This is a genomic window from Gemmatimonadota bacterium, assembly GCA_016704275.1.
Classification (GTDB): domain Bacteria; phylum Gemmatimonadota; class Gemmatimonadetes; order Gemmatimonadales; family GWC2-71-9; genus Palsa-1233.
Map to the genome: position 1 here is coordinate 120,475 of JADJAK010000002.1, position 18,314 is coordinate 138,788.

At 68.1% G+C, this 18,314-nt stretch carries 14 protein-coding genes and 1 riboswitch; of the genes, 4 read left to right on the forward strand and 10 right to left on the reverse strand.

Annotation, left to right across the window (positions count from 1 at the left end; translation table 11 throughout):
* Positions 1–72 precede the first annotated feature (72 nt).
* Positions 73–1,539, forward strand: coding sequence for a DUF2271 domain-containing protein (locus IPG05_04285; protein ID MBK6494310.1), 1,467 nt, complete (start codon positions 73–75; stop codon positions 1,537–1,539).
* A 3-nt stretch (positions 1,540–1,542) separates the two neighbouring features.
* The gene (locus IPG05_04290; protein ID MBK6494311.1) at positions 1,543–2,130 is read left to right on the forward strand and encodes a PepSY-associated TM helix domain-containing protein; all 588 of its coding nucleotides are present in this window, start codon (positions 1,543–1,545) and stop codon (positions 2,128–2,130) included.
* Positions 2,131–2,133: 3 nt separating this feature from the next.
* Here the strand turns inward: IPG05_04290 and IPG05_04295 are convergent, their stop codons facing one another.
* The 6 genes from IPG05_04295 to IPG05_04320 form a co-directional block, all read right to left on the reverse strand.
* Positions 2,134–3,420, reverse strand: coding sequence for a hypothetical protein (locus IPG05_04295; GenBank protein MBK6494312.1), 1,287 nt, complete (start codon positions 3,418–3,420; stop codon positions 2,134–2,136).
* Positions 3,421–3,447: 27 nt separating this feature from the next.
* Complete coding sequence (locus IPG05_04300; GenBank protein ID MBK6494313.1) at positions 3,448–5,073, reverse strand: Mur ligase; 1,626 nt, start codon at positions 5,071–5,073, stop codon at positions 3,448–3,450.
* Between the two features lie 5 nt (positions 5,074–5,078).
* The gene (cphA, locus tag IPG05_04305) at positions 5,079–7,868 is read right to left on the reverse strand and encodes a cyanophycin synthetase (protein MBK6494314.1); all 2,790 of its coding nucleotides are present in this window, start codon (positions 7,866–7,868) and stop codon (positions 5,079–5,081) included.
* A gap of 23 nt (positions 7,869–7,891) precedes the next feature.
* The gene (locus tag IPG05_04310) at positions 7,892–8,734 is read right to left on the reverse strand and encodes a cyanophycinase (GenBank protein ID MBK6494315.1); all 843 of its coding nucleotides are present in this window, start codon (positions 8,732–8,734) and stop codon (positions 7,892–7,894) included.
* Positions 8,735–8,900: 166 nt separating this feature from the next.
* Positions 8,901–10,088: a cystathionine gamma-synthase gene (gene metB, locus IPG05_04315; protein ID MBK6494316.1), complete on the reverse strand. Its 1,188-nt coding sequence runs from the start codon at positions 10,086–10,088 to the stop codon at positions 8,901–8,903.
* Complete coding sequence (locus IPG05_04320) at positions 10,078–11,064, reverse strand: homoserine O-succinyltransferase (protein ID MBK6494317.1); 987 nt, start codon at positions 11,062–11,064, stop codon at positions 10,078–10,080. Before IPG05_04320 ends, metB begins: the two co-directional genes overlap by 11 nt.
* Before the next feature lie 260 nt (positions 11,065–11,324).
* A riboswitch (SAM riboswitch) is annotated at positions 11,325–11,399 on the reverse strand.
* A gap of 98 nt (positions 11,400–11,497) precedes the next feature.
* Between IPG05_04320 and IPG05_04325 the strand changes: the two genes are divergently transcribed.
* On the forward strand, positions 11,498–12,034 hold the full coding sequence (locus tag IPG05_04325; GenBank protein ID MBK6494318.1) for a VOC family protein: 537 nt from the start codon (positions 11,498–11,500) through the stop codon (positions 12,032–12,034).
* Between the two features lie 70 nt (positions 12,035–12,104).
* On the opposite strand, the gene IPG05_04330 is transcribed toward IPG05_04325, so the two are convergent.
* The 3 genes from IPG05_04330 to IPG05_04340 form a co-directional block, all read right to left on the reverse strand.
* Positions 12,105–14,231: a DPP IV N-terminal domain-containing protein gene (locus IPG05_04330; GenBank protein MBK6494319.1), complete on the reverse strand. Its 2,127-nt coding sequence runs from the start codon at positions 14,229–14,231 to the stop codon at positions 12,105–12,107.
* A gap of 85 nt (positions 14,232–14,316) precedes the next feature.
* Complete coding sequence (locus tag IPG05_04335) at positions 14,317–14,847, reverse strand: redoxin domain-containing protein (GenBank protein MBK6494320.1); 531 nt, start codon at positions 14,845–14,847, stop codon at positions 14,317–14,319.
* Positions 14,848–14,912: 65 nt separating this feature from the next.
* Positions 14,913–16,139, reverse strand: a complete 1,227-nt coding sequence (locus IPG05_04340) for a PQQ-dependent sugar dehydrogenase (protein ID MBK6494321.1) — start codon at positions 16,137–16,139, stop codon at positions 14,913–14,915.
* A gap of 72 nt (positions 16,140–16,211) precedes the next feature.
* On the opposite strand from IPG05_04340, the gene ettA reads away from it, so the two are divergent.
* Entirely contained in the window at positions 16,212–17,888 is a 1,677-nt protein-coding gene (gene ettA, locus IPG05_04345) for an energy-dependent translational throttle protein EttA (GenBank protein MBK6494322.1), read from the forward strand.
* A 94-nt stretch (positions 17,889–17,982) separates the two neighbouring features.
* Here the strand turns inward: ettA and IPG05_04350 are convergent, their stop codons facing one another.
* Positions 17,983–18,132, reverse strand: a complete 150-nt coding sequence (locus IPG05_04350) for a lmo0937 family membrane protein (protein MBK6494323.1) — start codon at positions 18,130–18,132, stop codon at positions 17,983–17,985.
* Between the last annotated feature and the right edge of the window lie 182 nt (positions 18,133–18,314).

An 18,314-nucleotide genomic window follows, 5' to 3' on the forward strand; every position in this document is an offset into this window, starting at 1 on the left:
TTCGAGCCTCGGAACCGCGTATCTCATTGATTGCATTGGTGTTTAGCCGACTCCCTCACTCGGATATGACTCGTGGCGCTGCCCTTCGCTTCGCATCTGGCCTTGTTGCTGACGACCCTGTTCGGCCCGACCCCGGCGCCGACGATGCAGGCATATCACTTCGCCCATGACGGCGTACTCGGCACCTCGCTCGACCTGACCTTCACCGCCGCGACCCCGGAAGCCGCCGCCCAGGCGGAGCGCGCCGCGCTGGCGGAGATTGAACGCCTGCGGCTGGTCTTGAGCAGCTATGACGCCTCCTCGGAAGTCAGCCGACTGCTGGTGTCTGGCGGGTCAGCGCGGCCCTCTGCCGACCTGACGGCCGTCCTCGACCGGTATGCCTTCTGGAATCAGCAGAGCGGCGGCGCCTATTCGGCCCGCGTCGCGCCACTCTCCGCCTTGTGGCGCGCCGCAGAAGCCGCTGGCCGCCTGCCATCAGCCGATGAGCTGACGACGGTCACCGCGCGGATTGCGACTCCGGCCTGGACCATCGACGCCAATGGCGTGCGGCTGCTGACGGCAGACCGCCTCGACCTCAATTCGCTCGGCAAGGGCTACATCATCGATCACGCGTTGGCCGCCGCGCAGGCCGCCGTGCCGACATTGCTCGGCGGCGTGATCAACCTCGGCGGCGACATTCGCACGTGGGGCATCGCGTCGGCCGAGCGTTCCGCCTGGCGGATCGGCGTGGCCGACCCACGTGCGCCGGCCGACAACGCCGCGCCGCTGACGGTCCTCGAGATCAGTGATCGGGCCGTCTCGAGCAGCGGTCGGTACGCACGTGGCTTCACGATCAACGGCGTGCACTACTCGCACATCCTCGATCCGCGGACGGGCCTGCCGGCGAACGCCGTCGCGGCCACGACGGTCATCGCGCGCGACAACGCCACGGCCAATGCGCTCGCGACGACGCTATCGGTGCTGACGCCGGCCGAGGGGATGCGGCTCGCCGCCGCCACGCCCGGTGTCGAGGCGATGATCGTCGGGGCCGACGGCGTGCTGCACCGCACGGCGGGGTTCGCGGCCTATGAGGTCGCTTCGTCGGCACCGACGGCGACGGGGAACGTCACCGCGACCGTGACGATCGACATCACGCCGACGAACCCGAACCGGCACCGCCCCTATGTCGCGGTGTGGGTCACCGATACCGAGGGGAAGCCGGTCCGCACGCTGGCCTTCTGGGGCACGAAGCGGAAGTACATCCCGGACATGAGCAAGTGGTACGGCGTCATGTCCGCCGGTGCCCGGGACGTGATCGATGCCGTGACCCGCGCGACCCGTCCGGTCGGCGAGTACACCCTCGAGTGGGACGGCCTCGATGACCACGGCACGGCGGTCAAGGCCGGCGAATACACGTTCTGGTTCGAGGAGTCGTTCGAGAATGGCCCGCACTCGCTCCGGAGCGCCGCACTCAACTGCACCAATGGCGCGGTGACGGGCAAGTTCGAGACGACCCCCGCCTTCGCCGGCGGTACGGTCACCTGCAGCGCCGCGAAGTAAGCGATGTCCCGCAAGTGGAACCGGGTGGTCTCGGCCACCCGCACGGTGCACATCTACCTGACCGTGTTCGCGATGCTGTTGATGGTGTTCTTCGCCGCGACCGGACTGCTCCTCAATCACGAGGAGTGGGTGTCCGCCAGCGAGGCCGCGCCGGTCGAGACCACCGGCACGCTGCCGATGGCCCTGCTGACGCATGAGCCGGACACCGCCGGGATCATCGAGACGCTGCGCACCACCTACGGCGCGTTGGGCGCACTCTCCACCTTCGACAGTGATGGCGAGGAACTTCGCGTGGAGCTGCGCGGCCCCGGCCGCCGCTTCGAGGCGGTGATCACGCTCGCGACCGGCGCGATGACGATCACGAAGGAGATGCGTCCCTTCCTGATCCGGATGGATGATCTCCACCGCGGCAAGGACAGCGGCACCGCGTGGAGCTGGCTGATCGATCTCTCCGCCATCCTGCTGCTGCTCGGCGCACTCACCGGGATCACCCTCTGGATCGCGCTGCCGAAGCGCCGCACGCTCGGCCTCATCGCCCTTGGGCTCGGCGTGGGCGTCTGCGTGGCGGTCTATCTGCTCATCGTCCCCTGACGGCTACTGCAGGCCGCCGGGAAGCCGGGGCGACGACAGCAGCGCCCCGAACGCCTGCCACCGCGCCGCCGGATCGTTCCCCGCCCGCTCGACGTACGATGCCACCAGATCACGGCCCAGGTTGTAGTTGATGACATAACTGCGATAGGTCTGGATGAATCGCAATGTCTTCGCCGCCGCCTCGGGCGACTGCAACCACCACCGCTCCATCAGCGCCACGGCACCCGCCGAGTCGAGCGCGCCGTCCAGGTAGCGGCGCGCCACCGCATTGCGCGCATGATTCAGCTGCTCCATCACGGCGCGCACGTCGGCGTTCTGGGTTGCCAGCGCCGGGTCGAGCCCGGCGAGCGGGAAGAGCGAGTCACGCTCGAAGGCGGTCCGTGCTTCGCCCGGGAACGCCATCTCGATCCCGTAATTGGCACTCCCCTCGGCGATCAACGACTGCGGCGAGAAGAGCGGATAGACGGACATCTCCACCCAGCCGCGCCCCCGCACCAACGCCTCCTCGAGGCGCGCGTTGTAGACATGGTGCCCCGGATAGCCCTCGTGGCACGCCAGATCCACCGCGCGATCCACCGGAATCGGGAAGTCGAGGTTCACCTGGATCAGCGAGTGATACTCACCCTTGTACCAGTTGTAGGCATTCCACGACGTCCCCTTCACATACTCCAGGTCGAACCGCTCCGAGGCCGGGAGCGGGAGATGCGCCAGTGTGCGGGCCCGACACGCGGCAATCGCTACCTTGAAGACGGTATCCACTCGCCCGGCCGGAATCATCGCGCCGTCGCGAAAGCGCTGATAACGTGACGCCAGACTCCCGGGGCCGGGGATCAGCGCGTCAAGGCGTGACACCAGCGAATCGAAGTGAGCATCGGGGAGGGTCGGCGGCGTGACATCGTACAACGCCTTCGCCTCTTCGTCGAAGGTGAACCGCCTGCCACCGAGCATCGCGGCTCTGGATGAGAGTGCGCCGAGCTGGGTGCGCAGGTAGCGATGCCGCAGCTGCACCAGCGAGTCAGTGTACGCGGGAACGGTGTCGCCCAATTGGGCAATCAGCGAATCGGCGGCGGCACCGATCGCGGCCACCGACATCGAATCACGGTCTGCGAGCTGTTTCAGGGAGTCGGGGCCGTAGTAGGCATCGACATAGTTGGCATCGTGGTGACCGAGTCGCAGGACGAGGCCGACGTAGCGAACCGCGATCGGATCGAGGGCGGTGGGAGCAGGCGCCGGCTGCGCGCAGGCCGCACTCCCCAGCGTCAGCACCAACAGGATTCGAAGGCGATGCATCGCACAACTCCAGGAGAGGGGTCCGGGTCAGGCGGGCGTGACAGCACCCATGGCGGCGAGGCGCGCCAGCACCTCGGTCCGCGCGTCGAGCGAATGGACCGGCAGCACGAGGACGTCACCGGGTTGCGCCCAGGCGATGGAGGCCTCGACCGCTTCGACTTCGTCGAGGACCGTCACGATTCGGTCGGTGGGCGCGCCAAGTGTCCGCAGGGCACCCTCGAGCAACGCCGGCACTTCGCCCATGGTGCGCCCGCGCCGATAGCCGTCGAGTTCCTTCAGCACGATGCGATCGGGCCGAGCGGCCCACGCGGCGGCGGCCAGGTCGGCGAGTGCGCCGTCATCGCGGTTCCCCGCCTGACCGAGCAGCAGCAGCAGCCGAGTCGGGTGGAGGCTGCGGGCCACCTTGAGGAGCCCGGTGAGCCCCGTCGGATTGTGCGCGTAGTCGAGGAGAATCGTCGCCCCGTGCAGCTCGAAACGACTCAGGCGGCCGGCGTTGTCGGCGGGGTGTGCCCCGAACCGCGCCAAGACGGTAGTGATCGTCGACGGCACCACACCGAGGTGATGCGCCGCGAGCGCAGCGGCCAGCATGTTGGTGAGGTTGTACTCGGCGGCACCGGCCGCGGTGAGCGGCATGGTGCGGAGGTCGCCGAGATCCTCCACGCCGCGCGGAGCCGCGAGCCAGAGGTGGTCCCCGTCGCGCCATGCGGTGGCGGGCTGTTCCCCGACCTGGCGTGTGGCGCCGGACGGTGAATACCACGCCACCGTGACGCCGGCGGGGAGCGTTGCGGCGCGGAGCGCGGCGTCGTCCGCATTCAGCACCAGCACGCCGCCTCCCCGCAGTCCCTTCGCGATGACCAGCTTGACGAGCGCGAGATCGGCAAGCGTCTCGACACCGTACTCTCCGAAGTGATCGGCTTCGATGTTGGTCACCACGGCGACCGCGGCACCGAGGACACCGAGTCCACGACGCAGGATGCCGCCGCGTGCCGTCTCGAGGATGGCACACTCGACAGCGGGGGCGCCGACGACCCGTTGGGCTCCGGCCGGGCCGGACCAGTCACCCGCCTCGACGGCCACCCCATCGATGAAGACGCCGTCGGTGCAGCACCAGCCGGTATGCTGGCCGGTGGCCATGGTCATCGCCGCAATCAATCGCGTCGTGGTGGTCTTGCCATTGGATCCGGTGACGAGCGCGACCCGCTGGTCGGGCCTCGCGACGACCGCGAGGTCGCTTGATGGCGCCTGTGCCTCGAGGGTCGCGAGGACAGCGAGTTGCCTGACCGCGGACGCTTCGTCGCGGGGAAGGTCGCCCGGGGCGAGAAGCGCAGGTGCCGATGCGACCCCGGCGGCACGCAGCGCCGACTCCCAGGCCCACTCGTTCACCTCGGTGGCCGTCAGCAGTCGGTCGCCGGGGGCGGTGAAGGCGAGCACCAGATGGCCGGCCCGGCCCGTCACGCTGCAGGTCGGTGCGGGCCAGCCGAGCGCAGCTGCCAGCCGCTGGACGGTGGCGCGCCATGCATCGGCAGCGGTCGAGGCCAGCTCGCCGTCGACGACGCCCTCGAGCACGACACCGGGTGCCTCGAGCCACCTGGACGGCCCGAAGAGTCGACGCGAATCACTCCAGGCCGGCGCCACCAGCTCAGGTTGGGCCATGTCGGTCAGTCGTCGCTCTCCCGGGCGAGGCGCACGCCCCGCTCGTCACGCACCAGCGTGGCCCCATCGAGCGAGACTCTCGGCTGGCGTGTTGGCGCCACGGAGGCGACCGGGAATTCGCCCGTCGTGCGGAGCGGCGCTTCACTGCCGTCGGGCCGGAACGAGGTGATCTGATCCCACGACCGCTGCAGCGAGTCGCCGAAGATCAGCACGAGGTCGCCGGCGCGTGCCATCCGCAGGGCATGGTCGATCGCGGCCTGTTCATCGGGAATTTCCTGGACCTGATCGGCCGGGACGCCGGATGCCGCGAGCGCCCGCGCGAGCAGGCGCGGGACCTCATCGCCATCGCGCCCCCGCAGGGTGTCGTCGCGGCGACAGATGTAGGCGTCGAAGTGCCCCGCGACCGTCTCGGCGATCGCGCGGATGTCCTCGTCGCGGCGGTCGCCCGGCGCGGCCACCACCACAATCCGGCGTCCGCGCACATCGAGCCGAGCCGCCAGCTCCACCATCGCCCCGACCGCGTGCGCGTTGTGGCCGTAGTCGAGGATCACGCGGAACGGATGGTCGGAGTAGACGTTCATCCGACCCGGCGCCTGGAAGAACGAGGTGTCGAACGTCCGCAGCCCGGTGCGAATGCTGTCGAGCTTGATTCCCATCGAGAAGGCCATCACCGCGGCAAACATGGCGTTCTGGACGTTGTGCAGCGCGCGGCCATCGAGCGTGGCGGGAATCAGGTGGGTCCAGAGCAGCGGGATGTGGGCGCCGTGGTCGTACAGCGTGATCATCTCGCCGTTCACACCCGCTTCGAGCGCACAGGCCCGACCGCCGGCGCGGATGTGCTCACGCACCAGTTCATGCGCCGGGTTCGTGGTGACGTAACAGAGATGCTTGGCGTCGGTTTCCGAGGCCATCTGCAGCACGAGCGGATCGTCGGCATTGAGGACCGCCGTGTCGCGCGCCACCTCGACCACGACCTGCTTCACCTCAGCGAGTTGCTCGAGGGTGTCGATCCCCTTCAGGCCGAGGTGGTCGGCACGGACATTCAGCACGGCGCCGACGTCGACGTAGCGCGTCCCCATGCCCGCCCGGAGGAGCCCGCCCCGCGCGACCTCCAGGACGGCCACGTCGATGCTCGGGTCGCTCAACACCATGCGCGTCGACGCGGGCCCGGTCATGTCCCCTTCGACGGTGCGCTGGCCGTTGATGTAGACGCCGTCGGTGGTGGTGAGGCCGGGCGTGAAGCCCGCCATCTGGCAGATGTGCGCCAGCATGCGCGCCGTCGTCGTCTTGCCGTTCGTCCCCGTGACGGCGGCGATCGGCACCACGCTCGGCGTCCCCTTCGGAAAGAGCATGTCGATCACGGGGCCGGCCACGTCGCGCGGGGTCCCCTCGCTTGGCGCCGAGTGCATCCGGAAGCCCGGTGCCGCGTTCACCTCGCAGATCCCGCCGCCGTGGCTCTTGTACGACTCGCTGATGTCGGCCGAGAGAAAGTCCACGCCGCCCACGTCGAGTCCGACGGCCTTGATGGCGCGTACCGCCATCTCCGCATTGTCGGGGTGGATGATGTCGGTGACGTCCGTCGCGGTGCCGCCGGTCGAGAGGTTCCCCGTGGCGCAGAGATAGACGCGCTCGCCGGCCGCCGGCACGGTCGATGGGCTGTGGCCATTGGCCGCGAGGAACTCGACCGCCTTGGCATCCAGCTCGAGCCGGGTGAGCACCTTCTCGTGGCCGATGCCACGACGCGGGTCGCGATTCACCTCGGTGACGAGGTCGGCGATCGTGGAGCGACCGTCGCCCACCACGTGCGCCGGCGTGCGCCGGGTCGCCGCAACCAGCACGCCATCGACGACGAGGAGCCGATGGTCGTCGCCGGTGACGAAACTCTCGACGATGACCGAGCGCGAGACCTCCTGCGCCAGGGCAAACGCCGTCGCGACCTGCTCGTCGGTGGTGAGGTGGATCGAGATCGCGCGACCATGATTGCCGTTGTAGGGCTTGACCACGACAGGAAACCCGATGCGCTTGGCGGCGCGCACGGCATCTTCGACGCGCTGGACCAACTCCTGGCGCGGCACCGGGAGTCCGAGGGCACCGAGGAGCTTGTTGGTCTCCTCCTTGTCGCTGGCCATCTCGACGGCGATATGCGAGGTGCGGCCGGTGACGGTGGCCTGGATGCGTTGCTGATACTTGCCGAGGCCGAGCTGCACCAGCGAATACGCATTGAGGCGCATCCACGGGATGTTGCGCGCTTCGGCGGCGTGCACCAGCGAGGCCGTGCTCGGCCCGAGTGCGCGGCGCTGCGCAAACCGGATGTAGGTATCGCGCTCGCGGGCAAAGTCCCAATCGGGGGGCCGCGCGCCGTCGGGGCGGAAGGCATCCGGCAGCAGCGCGAGCAGCAGGCGCAGCGCGAGTTCGCCGGCCTCCAGCCCCTCGTCCCGCTGTTCGTACTCGTAGACCACGTCGTACACGCCCTCGGGACCGGCGCCGCGCGTCTTGCCGAAGGTCACCTTGATCCCGGCGACGTTCTGCAGCTCGATCGCCACATGCTCGAGCACGTGGCCGAGCCAGGTCCCCTCATCCTCGGTGAGTCGGCGGATGAAGCCCCCTGGTTCGCCGTAGCTGCAGCCGTGCTCGTGCAGACCGGGGAGGGCAGCCAACAGCGGCTCGATGAACTCGGGGCCGAGGCGGGAGGTCGGCCACGCTTCGAGGGCGCCGAGATCGAGCCGCAGGCGGATGACCGGGAAATGGGCGTAGCGTGAGGGACCGACATACACCGCGCGATCGAGAATCTTCATGTCGCCCCCTGAGGACACGCCGGTCAGCTCTTGCTGGTTGCCAGCGAGCCGGCCACGGCTTCGCGGGTGTGCAGATTGAACTGCGCCCCGCGGGTGAGAATGTGCAGCTGGATCCCGAGCAGAGAGACCGGCTCGTTCTCCTGGACACGGTCCATCGAGGAGAAGGTGAGGCCACCCGAGTCGAGGACGGTGACCGCGCCGCTGCCCTCCACCTCCACCGTCTCATCCGGCCCGATGAAGGCCGCGGTGTCCTCGTCGAGCCCGAGGCCGATCGCGAACGGATTGTACGCGAGGGCGCTCAGCAGTCGGCCCAGTCGATCGCGCTGCCGGAAATGCTGGTCGATGATGACGCGGTTGGTGAGGCCCAGACCAGGTGCGAGGGTCACGCCACGTGCGGTTGGCGATGCGCCTTCCGCGCCGAAGGCGATCATGTGTTCGGACAGAAAGGCGGCCCCCGCCGAGGTCCCCGCGATCGTCGCCCCGGCCGCGTTGAGCGTGCGCAGCAAGCGCGAGACCGAGGTTCCGCCGAGCAGGGTGGAGAGCCGCAACTGATTGCCACCGGTCAGGAAGACCCCGTCGCACCGCGCGAGGTCCGCAAGCCGTGCGGGCTCTTCGCAGTCGCGCCGCGTGTCGAAGTCCATCACCAGCACCTCGGCCGCTCCCAACTCGCGGAAGAGCGTGTGGTAGCGCGGACCGGTGTCCGACAGTTGGGAGGCGGTCGGGATCACGCCGATGCGGGCATCACGGCCACCCGAGAGGGCGACGAAACGCTCGAGGATCGAGACGTTTCCTACCTTCGCTTCGGCACCCCCGATCGGGATGATCCAGCCACGACGGCTGCCCTCAGGGATCTTCGGGGGACTCATGCAGACTCCGGGTCAGACGTGCCGACCCCTGTCCACCGCCGACCGCCCCCGATCAGCTCGGGGTGGTCGGGGGCGACTGGGGTGCGGCAATCGGCATTGGGGAGGAGGTCCATCACCCGGGAAATCTAGCCCGGAGGCGGCTCGACGCGCCCTCCCCACCGCGGACTCAAATGGACGCCTGCACCAACGCCGTCGCCGCGACCCGATCGAGGGTGGCGAGGAGGTCGGCTACCAGGTCGGCTCCGTGCTCGATCCCCACCGACAACCGCAGCAGCCCGTCGCCGATGCCCGCAGCGGTCCGCGCTGCCGGGTCCATCGCCGCGTGGGTCATCGTGGCCGGATGGGCGATCAGGCTCTCGACGCCGCCCAGGGATTCGGCCAAGGTGAAGAGTTCCAGTCCGGTCGCCACGGCCTCCACCGCCGCCGGGCCGCCGTGGACGGCGAACGAGAGCATGGCGCCGAAGCCCTGCTGCTGCCGAGCCGCCAGCGCGTGTCCCGGATGGTCGGCCAGGCCGGGATAGTGCACCGCCTCGACCAGGGGATGCGCAGAGAGTGCCGCCGCGATGGCGAGGGCGTTCTCCTCGTGAATGCGCATCCGCGCATGGAGCGTGCGCACGCCGCGCAGCGTGAGGAAGGAGTCGAACGGGGCGCCCGTGAGGCCGAGACAGTTGGCCCACCAGGCCAGTTCCTCACCCAGCCCCTGATGCGCCGCGATCACCGCGCCGCCGACGACGTCACTGTGACCGTTGATGTACTTCGTGGTGGAGTGCACCACGATGTCGGCGCCGAGGGCGATCGGTTGCTGCAATGCCGGCGACAGGAAGGTGTTATCGGCCACGACCAGCGCACCCGCGGCGTGCGCGGCGTCGGCAACCGTGCGGATGTCGGTGATACGCAGCAATGGATTGCTCGGCGTCTCGATCCAGACAAGGCGTGGCTTCCGCGCGAGTGCAGGCGCGACGGCGGCGGGATCGCTCAGGTTGACGAACGCTACGTCGAAGTGGCCGCGTCGAGCCAGGTGTGTCAGCAGTCGATGCGTGCCGCCATAGCAGTCATGCGTGGCGACGATCAGTTCACCCGGCTGGACCAGCTGCACAGCGAGCGTCACCGCAGCCATCCCCGAGGCGGTGACCACCGCGGAGGCGCCCCCTTCGAGCACGGCGAGCGCCTCGGCCAGTTGATCGCGCGTCGGATTCCCGGAGCGCGAATAGTCGTAGCGCCCCTTCACGCCGAAGGCGGGGAACCGGAACGTCGAGGAGAGATGAATCGGTGGCACCACGGCGCCGTGCTGCCCATCGGTCGCGATGCCGGCGCGCACCGCGCGCGTTGCGGTCGCGTGGCCATTACGCGGCATGACGCACCCCCTGCGCGAGGGCCGCGCGAATCAATCCGTCCACGGCCGCGACTTCCTTGAGAAAGGCGTCGTGTCCATAGCGCGACGTGATCTCGACCACGCGGCCGGGACCGGCAAGCTGGCCGAACAACTCGTGCACCTGCCAGATCGGGACGAGCTGATCGCCCTCCACCGCGAGCAAGGTCGTCGGCGTGGAGATCTCGGCCGGATCGATCCGGTGCAGATCGATGGACTCCGACAACGCCACGTAGCGCTCCGCTTCGCACCCGATCGCGAAGCGGGTGCCGCCATGCTCCAGATAGTCCTCGACGGGAAAGCGATAGCCCGACGCGGTGCGCACGGGGGCGGCACCGAAACGATCGGCGAATTCCTCCGCCGTGCGGTAGGTGGTGATGCCGAGGGCGCGGGCAAGCGCCACCGCCTCGTGGGCGCGGCCGCTCTTGATGCCGAGGCGCACCACGCCACGCTGGATCGAACGGAGGGCGGTGGCCATCGGGTGGCTCTCGTGCGCGGCGGAGAGGATGATCAACTGCGCGGCCCGCGCCGGGTAGAGTGCGGCAAAGGCCAGTGCGACCATGCCGCCGTACGATGCACCCACGATCGCCTCGACAGTGGCCACGCCGAGGCGATCCAACGCGACGCCGAGCGCTCGCGCCTGATCGCGGGCGTCGACGGGATGGCCGGGGATCGTCAACCAATCGATGCTGACGACGCGACATCGCGCGGTGTCGATCGCGCCGCCGGGCGCCACGATGGCATCCCACCAGCCAGGCGTCGGGTCGCCGGCATGGGCGGCGACATGCGCGGAGGCAGAGATGCCACCCAGCACGACGACGACGGGGCCGTCGACGGGGCCCTGCGCCTCGACGCGCAGGCGGGAGAGTGGCAGGAGCCCGCCGTGGTGGCCGGCAACCGCAGGAAGTTCAGCAGCACTCGGCGTCGCGGGACTGCGCCGGAAGATCGTCGTCAAAGTCATCGGGTCCTCGGTCTCGTGCATGGGGGGAAAACCAGAGCGCCCCGGCCGTCTCGTGAGAGAGAGCCAGGGCGCCGAGCCGACTTGCGTCGGTTGGTGTGTGCTACGCAGGGATGCGCAACAGCCTGGCCGTGTCTCCCATGGGAGTTCCGGTCACAAGAAGCATTCGCATGTGCATTCGGCGATGCCGTGGCTGCCAGGTCATTCCCTGCTCCGTCGATGAATCAGGACCCCCGCACACGAAAAACGCCGGGGGCATACTGCCGCCAGGCGTCCTGTGCACTTTAGCATTTATTTAACGTGGCTGCAAGCAGCGGCAAATCACCACGGATACCATCGATTGTGGATGGATTGTACGTAGGGGGGAGAGGGTCGTCAAGGGGGTCGATGATCGATGATCGATGATCGATGGCCGATGATCGATGATCGATGGCCGATGATCGATATCCCCATTGACCCCATTGACGGGGCGAGCTGCCCAGCCGATCATCGGTTCTCGACCATCGACCATCGCTCATCGATCATCGATCATCCTCTACCCAGGCGCCCCGTGTCCACGATCCCTCCGTTCCACCTCGCCTTCCCCGTCGACGACCTCGAGGCCGCGCGCCGCTTCTATGGCGGGTTGCTCGGGTGCCCGGAGGGCCGCTCCTCCGACCAGTGGATCGACTTCAATTTCCACGGCCACCAGATCGTGGCGCATCTGGCCCCCGACGAGCTGGGCAAGACGGCGGCGAACCAGGTCGACGGCCACGCCGTCCCGGTGCGGCATTTCGGCGTGGTGCTGGGATGGGATGCCTGGCACGCGCTGGCGGACAGACTCCGCACGGCAGGCGTCGCGTTCATCATCGAGCCGGGGATCCGGTTCGTGGGACAGGTCGGCGAGCAGGCCACGATGTTCCTGCTCGACCCTGCCGGCAACGCGCTCGAATTCAAGGCGTTTCAGGACCCGACCCAGATCTTCGCGAAGTAGCCAGCAGGAGGAACGCCAACGGGGGGCCGCGACTGCGGCCCCCCGTTGTGCATGCGCTCCTGGTCGACGCTCAGGACACTGGCGAGATCTTCATCACCAGGTTCTCGATGAAGAACTCCATCATCCGCTGGTTGTTGACGCCGGTGTGCCCGGCGTCCGGCCCGACCTGCACCTCGAAACTCTTCCCCGCCTGCTGCAGCGCCTTGATGAGCTGCATCGAGTTGTTCGGGTGCACGTTGTTGTCGGCGGTGCCGTAGTAGATCAGCAGCCGGCCCTTGAGGTCCTTGGCATAGGTCATCGCCGAACCCTTGGTGTAGCCCTCCGCATTCTCCTGCGGAATCCACATGTAGCGCTCGGTGTAGATCGTGTCGTAGTGATTCCATGCCGTCACTGCCGACGAGGCCGAGGCGGCCGCGACGAGATCCGGGAAGCGCAGCACCATCATCGCCGAGGTGTAGCCACCGTAGGACGTGCCGAAGACGCCGACCCGCTTGGCGTCGAAGTAGGGCCGCTTGCCGAGCTCCTTGAGCCCTTCGGCGAAGTCGTTCATCTCGGTCTGCCCGAGCTTCATGTAGAGATCGTCCAGCGTGCGCTTGCCCATGCCGGGGGCGGCGCGCGAGTCGAGGGTCAGGACCAGGAAGCCGTACTCGGCCATCGCGGTCGGCGGGGTCCACGTCTCGCGCGTCGCCGCGGAGGCCGGGCCGCCGTAGATCGAGAGCAGCGCCGGATACTTCTTGGAGGGATCGAAGTTCGACGGATACTGGATCATCCCCAGCAGCGGCGTCTTGCCATCGGCGGCGAGGTAGGTAAAGACCTCGGACTTCTTCAGGCCGAGTTCGTTGAACTTGGTCATGTCCGACTTGGCCAGCTCCGCGACGACCTTGCCGGTGGCATCGAGGATCCGGGTGAACGGGGGCACGTCGTGCGCCTGGGCCACGTCGACGATGAACTTCGCGTCGGGCGACAGCGTCACCGCGTGGGTGTAGGCCTTGTCGGTCAGGCGCACGTCGCCCTTGCCGTTCAGGCCGACGCGATGCAGCTGCACCTTGAGGAAGTTGTCGCCGTCGCGCGCGGTGTACCAGAGCACGCCCGCCGCCTCGTCGAGCTTGACGATGTTCACGACCTCGAACTGATGCTGCGTCACCGGGGCAATCAGCTTCCCGGAGAGGTCATAGAGATAGAAGTTCTTGAAGCCGTTCCGCTCGGAGACCCAGAGGAATCGGTTGTTGTCGGCCAGCCAGGTCATCGCGGGGCGATTCTCGACCCAGCCCGTCGGCCACTCCTCGCGAATGACGACGCGGCACTTGCCGCTCTCGGGCGAGCAGGCCGCAAACTCGAGGATGTTCTGGCGGCGGTTGGTGCGATTGACCAGCAGTTCCTTGCCATCGGGCGACCAGCGCACGTTGTAGACGTAGTGACCGACCACGTCGTTGCTCCACGGCTTGCCGTCGCGAATGTCGAGCTTGATCGACTGCTTCGAGGCGACGTCATAGACGAAGAGGTCGACGATCGGATTGTCGACGCCGGCCTTCGGGTACGCTTCGATGTCGAGCGACGTCTGGACCTTGGTCTGATCCATCTGGATGTAGTAATCGGGGACCGGCTTCTCGTCGAAGCGGTAGTACGCGACCTTGGTGCTGGCCGGATTCCACCACATCGCGGTGGTCTGACTCAACTCTTCGCCATAGACCCAGCTCGCGGTTCCGTACTTGATCCGCTCCTTCTCGCTGCCGTCGGTCGTGATCGGCGCCCCGTTGCCACCGCTGCTGTCGGTGAGGACGAGGTTCCGGTCGCGGTAGACCGCCTTCAGCTTGCCGGAAGGCGAGATCGCTTCCGTCGCCTGCCGCCCGCGCTCGATGCCGGCGCCACCGCGCCCTCCCGCGCCACGCCCACCGGCCGGCGGCGTCACCGGCGTGCCGGCCACGGTCGTCTCGGCGATCTTCTTCGTGGCCGCGTCAAAGCGATAGCGCTTGCCGTCGGCGGTGTATTCGTAGGCCTTGCCAGCATCCACCCACCCACCAAGCACGGTGCCCAGCTTGACGGTGCCATTCAGCTGGGGCGCCATCCGGGTGTACTGCTCGTAGCCGGGCATGCTCTTGAGTCGATCCTGCGCCACGACGGGAGTGGCAAGGGCGACGGTGGCACCGGCCACCACGAGGCCGAAGAGAAGGCCGGGGCGACCGGCCAGGCGCTGCATCATGGGGTGGAGCTCCTGCGTGGGTGGGAATGGGGGTCCGGATGCCCCGCTCTACGCGGGGCGCCGGACAGTTGTTGCACCCGGCCTACTTGCGGGCGGCGGCGATGGCGACCCCAAGCTCGGTGTAGGAGGTCGGATCGATCTCCCGAAACGGCCGCATCACCTTGGCGACCTTGCCATCCTTGCCGATGACGAAGAGCACCCGGCTATCCATCATGCCGGCCGCCGTGGTGACCTCGTAGGCCTTGCCGACCCGGGCGTTCACGTCCGCGCCGAAGCGAAACGGAAACGCCTCATCCTTGGCCCAGGACGCCTGCGCCTCGGGGGTGTCGGTCGAGATGGCGATCAGCTCCACGTCCTTGCCGAAGAGCTCGGCGTAGCGATCGCGGTACGCCTTCATCTGGATGGTGCAGCCCGAGGTGCGCGCCCGCGGGAAGAAGGCGAGGACCACCACCTTGCCCTTGAGTGACGCCAAGGTGACCGGCTCGGCAATCGTCCCGTCCTTCCCCGACAGGGTCATCGAGAAGGCCGGCGCGACGTCGCCGACGGCGGGGCCCTGCGCCGCCATGGCGGCCGGGGCAAAGAGGAGCGCAGCGAGCAGGGAGGAACGGCGCATGAACCACCTATCAGAGTCGGGGTGAAGGGCCGCGCAGGTCAGCGCGGAACCCCGAAATATAGCGCTCAGCGCTTCTCGATCCGGATGATCCGGCCGAAGTCATCGTCGGCGAGGTACACCATGCCATTGGCAGCGACAGCCACCCCGGCAAGCCGGAGGGTCCCGGGGCGATCGCTGCTCCGAAGCAGGATCCTGGCTTCGCCGGCCGGCAACCCCGCGGCATCGAGAGGCTGGTAGAGCAACTGGTGCCCCGCCTCCGGCAGTGGCGAGCGGCTCCGGGAGCCATGGAAGGCGATCAGCAGCCCGTGACGCCACCCCTCGGGCATCGCTTCGGTGGCCATCGCGACGGCCATCGGCGCCCAGTGCCCAGGAAATCCCAGCGCGGGCTGCGTTCTCGTGGCACAGGCCGCCCCCGCCTGGTTGGCGTATTCCGGGGCGACCACCAGCGTGGCCGGCGAGTTGGATCGCCAGCGCCCCATGCAGTACGGCCAGCCGAAGTCCGCGCCCGACGTAACGCGGACCAGCAGTTCGGCAGGCTGGTCGGCCGATTCCTCGTCGCCGACGCCCCACGTTCGATTGAGGAAGTCCCGGCCGTGGGAGAGGGCCCAGAGCGTCCCGGTCGCAGCGTCCTGGGTCATCGCCATCGCGTTGCGGAGCCCGGTGGCGTAACGACTCCCCACCCACCCCGCCTTCCCCGGCGCTGGCGGCACGAAACGCCAGATCCCTGCCCGAGTGGTGAGTTCCGGACAGGGCCACTGTCCGGGGACGCGCATCGCCCGCTCGCCGCTGCCCGCCTGACAGTTGTCGCTGGCCGATCCGATCGAGACGTAGAGCGCCCCATCAGCGGCCGCCACGATGCCCTTCATGTAGTGCGCCCAGCCGCTGCCACCAGCCGGGAGCCGCTCGACGATCCACTCGCCGGCTCCCGTCGGCGCCCGCGAGGTGGCTGGCCAGGGGATGCGATAGATCCCGATGTCGGCGGCGAAATAGAGCCAGCCGGCCCGCCAGGCCACGCCGGTGCCCCCTTCCCCGGGACCGAGGCGGGTGACGACGTCGGCCTGCCCGTCGCCGCTCGTGTCGGCGAGCGACACCAGTCCGGGGGGAAGCTTGGTCGCCGCGATCACGACGCCGGTCGGATGGACCACCAGGTGCCGGACCGGCCCGACCTTCTCGGCGAAGGGCCGCACACAGAACCCGGCCGGCACGACCAGCGGTGTGAGATAGCCGTCGCAGTCGCGGCCCTGTGCGGAGAGGGGGGTGGCGAGGAGGAGGAGCAGGGTCAGGAGTCGCATTGGGTCTCGGTGGAGGGTCATAGGTCGTAGGTCGTAAGTCGTAGGGGGGCCCCTTCGACTATTTTCTCGTCCATGAGCCACCAATACATCTTCACGATGCGGGATCTTCGCAAGATCGTCCCCCCCCAGCGCGAGATCCTCAAGGGGATCTATCTCTCCTTCTTCCCGGGCGCCAAGATCGGCGTGATCGGGTCGAACGGGAGCGGCAAGTCCTCCCTCCTCAAGATCATGGCGGGCGTCGACCAGGATTTCCTCGGCGAGGCAAAGCCCGCGGACGGCGTCAAGATCGGCTACCTCCCGCAGGAGCCGTTGCTCGACCCGACCAAGGACGTCCGCGGCAACGTCGAGGAGGCGTTGGCCGAGACGCGTGCGCTCCTGACGCGGTTCGAGGAAATCTCGATGAAGTTCGCCGAGCCGATGAGCGACGACGAGATGACCGTCCTCCTCGACAAGCAGGCCGCGCTGCAGGACCGGATCGACGCGGCCAACGCCTGGGAGATCGACCGGACGCTCGACATCGCGATGGACGCGTTGCGGCTCCCGCCGGCCGATGCAAAGGTGGACACCCTCTCCGGTGGTGAGAAGCGGCGCGTTGCCCTCTGTCGCCTCCTGCTCTCGAAGCCGGACATGCTCCTGCTCGACGAACCCACCAACCACCTCGACGCCGAATCGGTGGCGTGGCTGGAACGGTACCTCAAGGACTTCCCGGGCACCGTCGTCGCGATCACCCACGATCGGTACTTCCTCGACAATGCGGCCGAGTGGATCCTCGAGCTCGATCGCGGCGAGGGCGTGCCCTGGAAGGGCAACTATTCGTCGTGGCTTGACCAGAAGGAGAAGAAGCTCGCCACCGAGGAGAAGCAGGCCTCGGCGCGGAAGCGGACGCTCGAGCGCGAGCTCGAGTGGGTGCGGATGAGCCCCAAGGCGCGGCAGGCCAAGAGCAAGGCGCGACTCGGCGCCTACGAGGCGCTGGTCGAGGAAGAGGCGAAGGCCGATGTGGCCGGGCACGAGATCCTCATCCCGCCCGCGCCGCGCCTCGGCGATGAAGTCGTGATCGCGAAGAAGCTCACCAAGGCGTTCGGCGACAAGCTGCTCTTCGAGAATGTCGACTTCGCGTTGCCGCGGTCCGGGATCGTGGGCATCATCGGCCCGAACGGCGCCGGCAAGACGACGCTGTTCCGGATGATCATGGGGACGGAGCAGGCCGATGGCGGCGAACTGATCGTCGGCAAGACGGTGGTGCCGTCGTACGTCGACCAGTCACGCGAGGCGCTCGACCCGGAGAAGACGGTCTACCAGGAGATCGCCGGCGACTACGACAACCTGCAGTTCGGCACCCGCACCGTGAACTCGCGCGCCTACTGCGGCTGGTTCGGCTTCAAGGGCTCCGACCAGCAGAAGAAGGTCGGCCTGATGTCGGGCGGCGAGCGGAACCGGTTGCACCTGGCGAAGCTGCTGAAGAGCGGTGGCAACATGCTCCTCCTCGACGAGCCGACGAACGACCTCGATGTCGACACGCTGCGCGCGCTCGAAGACGCGCTGCTGACCTTCTCCGGCTGCGCCGTGGTCATTTCGCACGATCGCTGGTTCCTCGATCGCATCGCGACGCACATCCTCGCCTTCGAGGGTGACTCCGAGGTGGTGTGGTTCGAGGGGAACTACCAGGACTACGAGGCCGACCTGAAGCGCCGGAAGGGGATGGCGGCGAATGAGCCGCACCGGATCAAGTATCGGAAGTTGACGCACTAGGGCGAGAAGCGAGAAGCGAGAAGCGTGGCCCAGCGGACAGATCTCCCCGCCGGGCCACGCTTCTCGCTTCTCGCTTCTCGCTTCTCGCTTCTCGCTAGACGACCTTCCGCCCCGACGCGAATCGCATGATCAACGAGATCAGCGCAACCACCAGCAGGATGTGGATCAACCCGCCGAGAGCATAGCCGGTCCCCAATCCAAGGGCCCAGAGCACGATCAGGACAATGGCGACGGTCTGCAGCATAGGTGGTTCCTCCACGGGGCTCGGCGCGCTCAGCGGGGAGCGCCACCGATGGAATGACCTCGGCGGGACACCGGACAGTGCCCGCGCTTCTTCAGGTGACGCGATCGGGCCCCGAGCGGACACACGGCCCTGTTCCCTCCTCTCTGTTCCGGCGGTACCTTCCTGCATCCCCGCTCCATCCT

What these genes read in the sequence shown, in the direction of transcription:
- IPG05_04320 (MBK6494317.1), bottom strand. Translation starts at nt 11,064, where the DNA reads ATGACTTTGACGACGATCTTCCGGCGCAGTCCCGCGACGCCGAGTGCT.
- IPG05_04335 (MBK6494320.1), bottom strand. Translation starts at nt 14,847, where the DNA reads ATGCGCCGTTCCTCCCTGCTCGCTGCGCTCCTCTTTGCCCCGGCCGCC.
- cphA (MBK6494314.1), bottom strand. Translation starts at nt 7,868, where the DNA reads ATGAAGATTCTCGATCGCGCGGTGTATGTCGGTCCCTCACGCTACGCC.
- ettA (MBK6494322.1), top strand. Translation starts at nt 16,212, where the DNA reads ATGAGCCACCAATACATCTTCACGATGCGGGATCTTCGCAAGATCGTC.
- IPG05_04340 (MBK6494321.1), bottom strand. Translation starts at nt 16,139, where the DNA reads ATGCGACTCCTGACCCTGCTCCTCCTCCTCGCCACCCCCCTCTCCGCA.
- IPG05_04325 (MBK6494318.1), top strand. Translation starts at nt 11,498, where the DNA reads ATGATCGATATCCCCATTGACCCCATTGACGGGGCGAGCTGCCCAGCC.
- IPG05_04350 (MBK6494323.1), bottom strand. Translation starts at nt 18,132, where the DNA reads ATGCTGCAGACCGTCGCCATTGTCCTGATCGTGCTCTGGGCCCTTGGA.
- IPG05_04290 (MBK6494311.1), top strand. Translation starts at nt 1,543, where the DNA reads ATGTCCCGCAAGTGGAACCGGGTGGTCTCGGCCACCCGCACGGTGCAC.
- IPG05_04310 (MBK6494315.1), bottom strand. Translation starts at nt 8,734, where the DNA reads ATGAGTCCCCCGAAGATCCCTGAGGGCAGCCGTCGTGGCTGGATCATC.
- IPG05_04330 (MBK6494319.1), bottom strand. Translation starts at nt 14,231, where the DNA reads ATGCAGCGCCTGGCCGGTCGCCCCGGCCTTCTCTTCGGCCTCGTGGTG.
- IPG05_04295 (MBK6494312.1), bottom strand. Translation starts at nt 3,420, where the DNA reads ATGCATCGCCTTCGAATCCTGTTGGTGCTGACGCTGGGGAGTGCGGCC.
- metB (MBK6494316.1), bottom strand. Translation starts at nt 10,088, where the DNA reads ATGCCGCGTAATGGCCACGCGACCGCAACGCGCGCGGTGCGCGCCGGC.
- IPG05_04300 (MBK6494313.1), bottom strand. Translation starts at nt 5,073, where the DNA reads ATGGCCCAACCTGAGCTGGTGGCGCCGGCCTGGAGTGATTCGCGTCGA.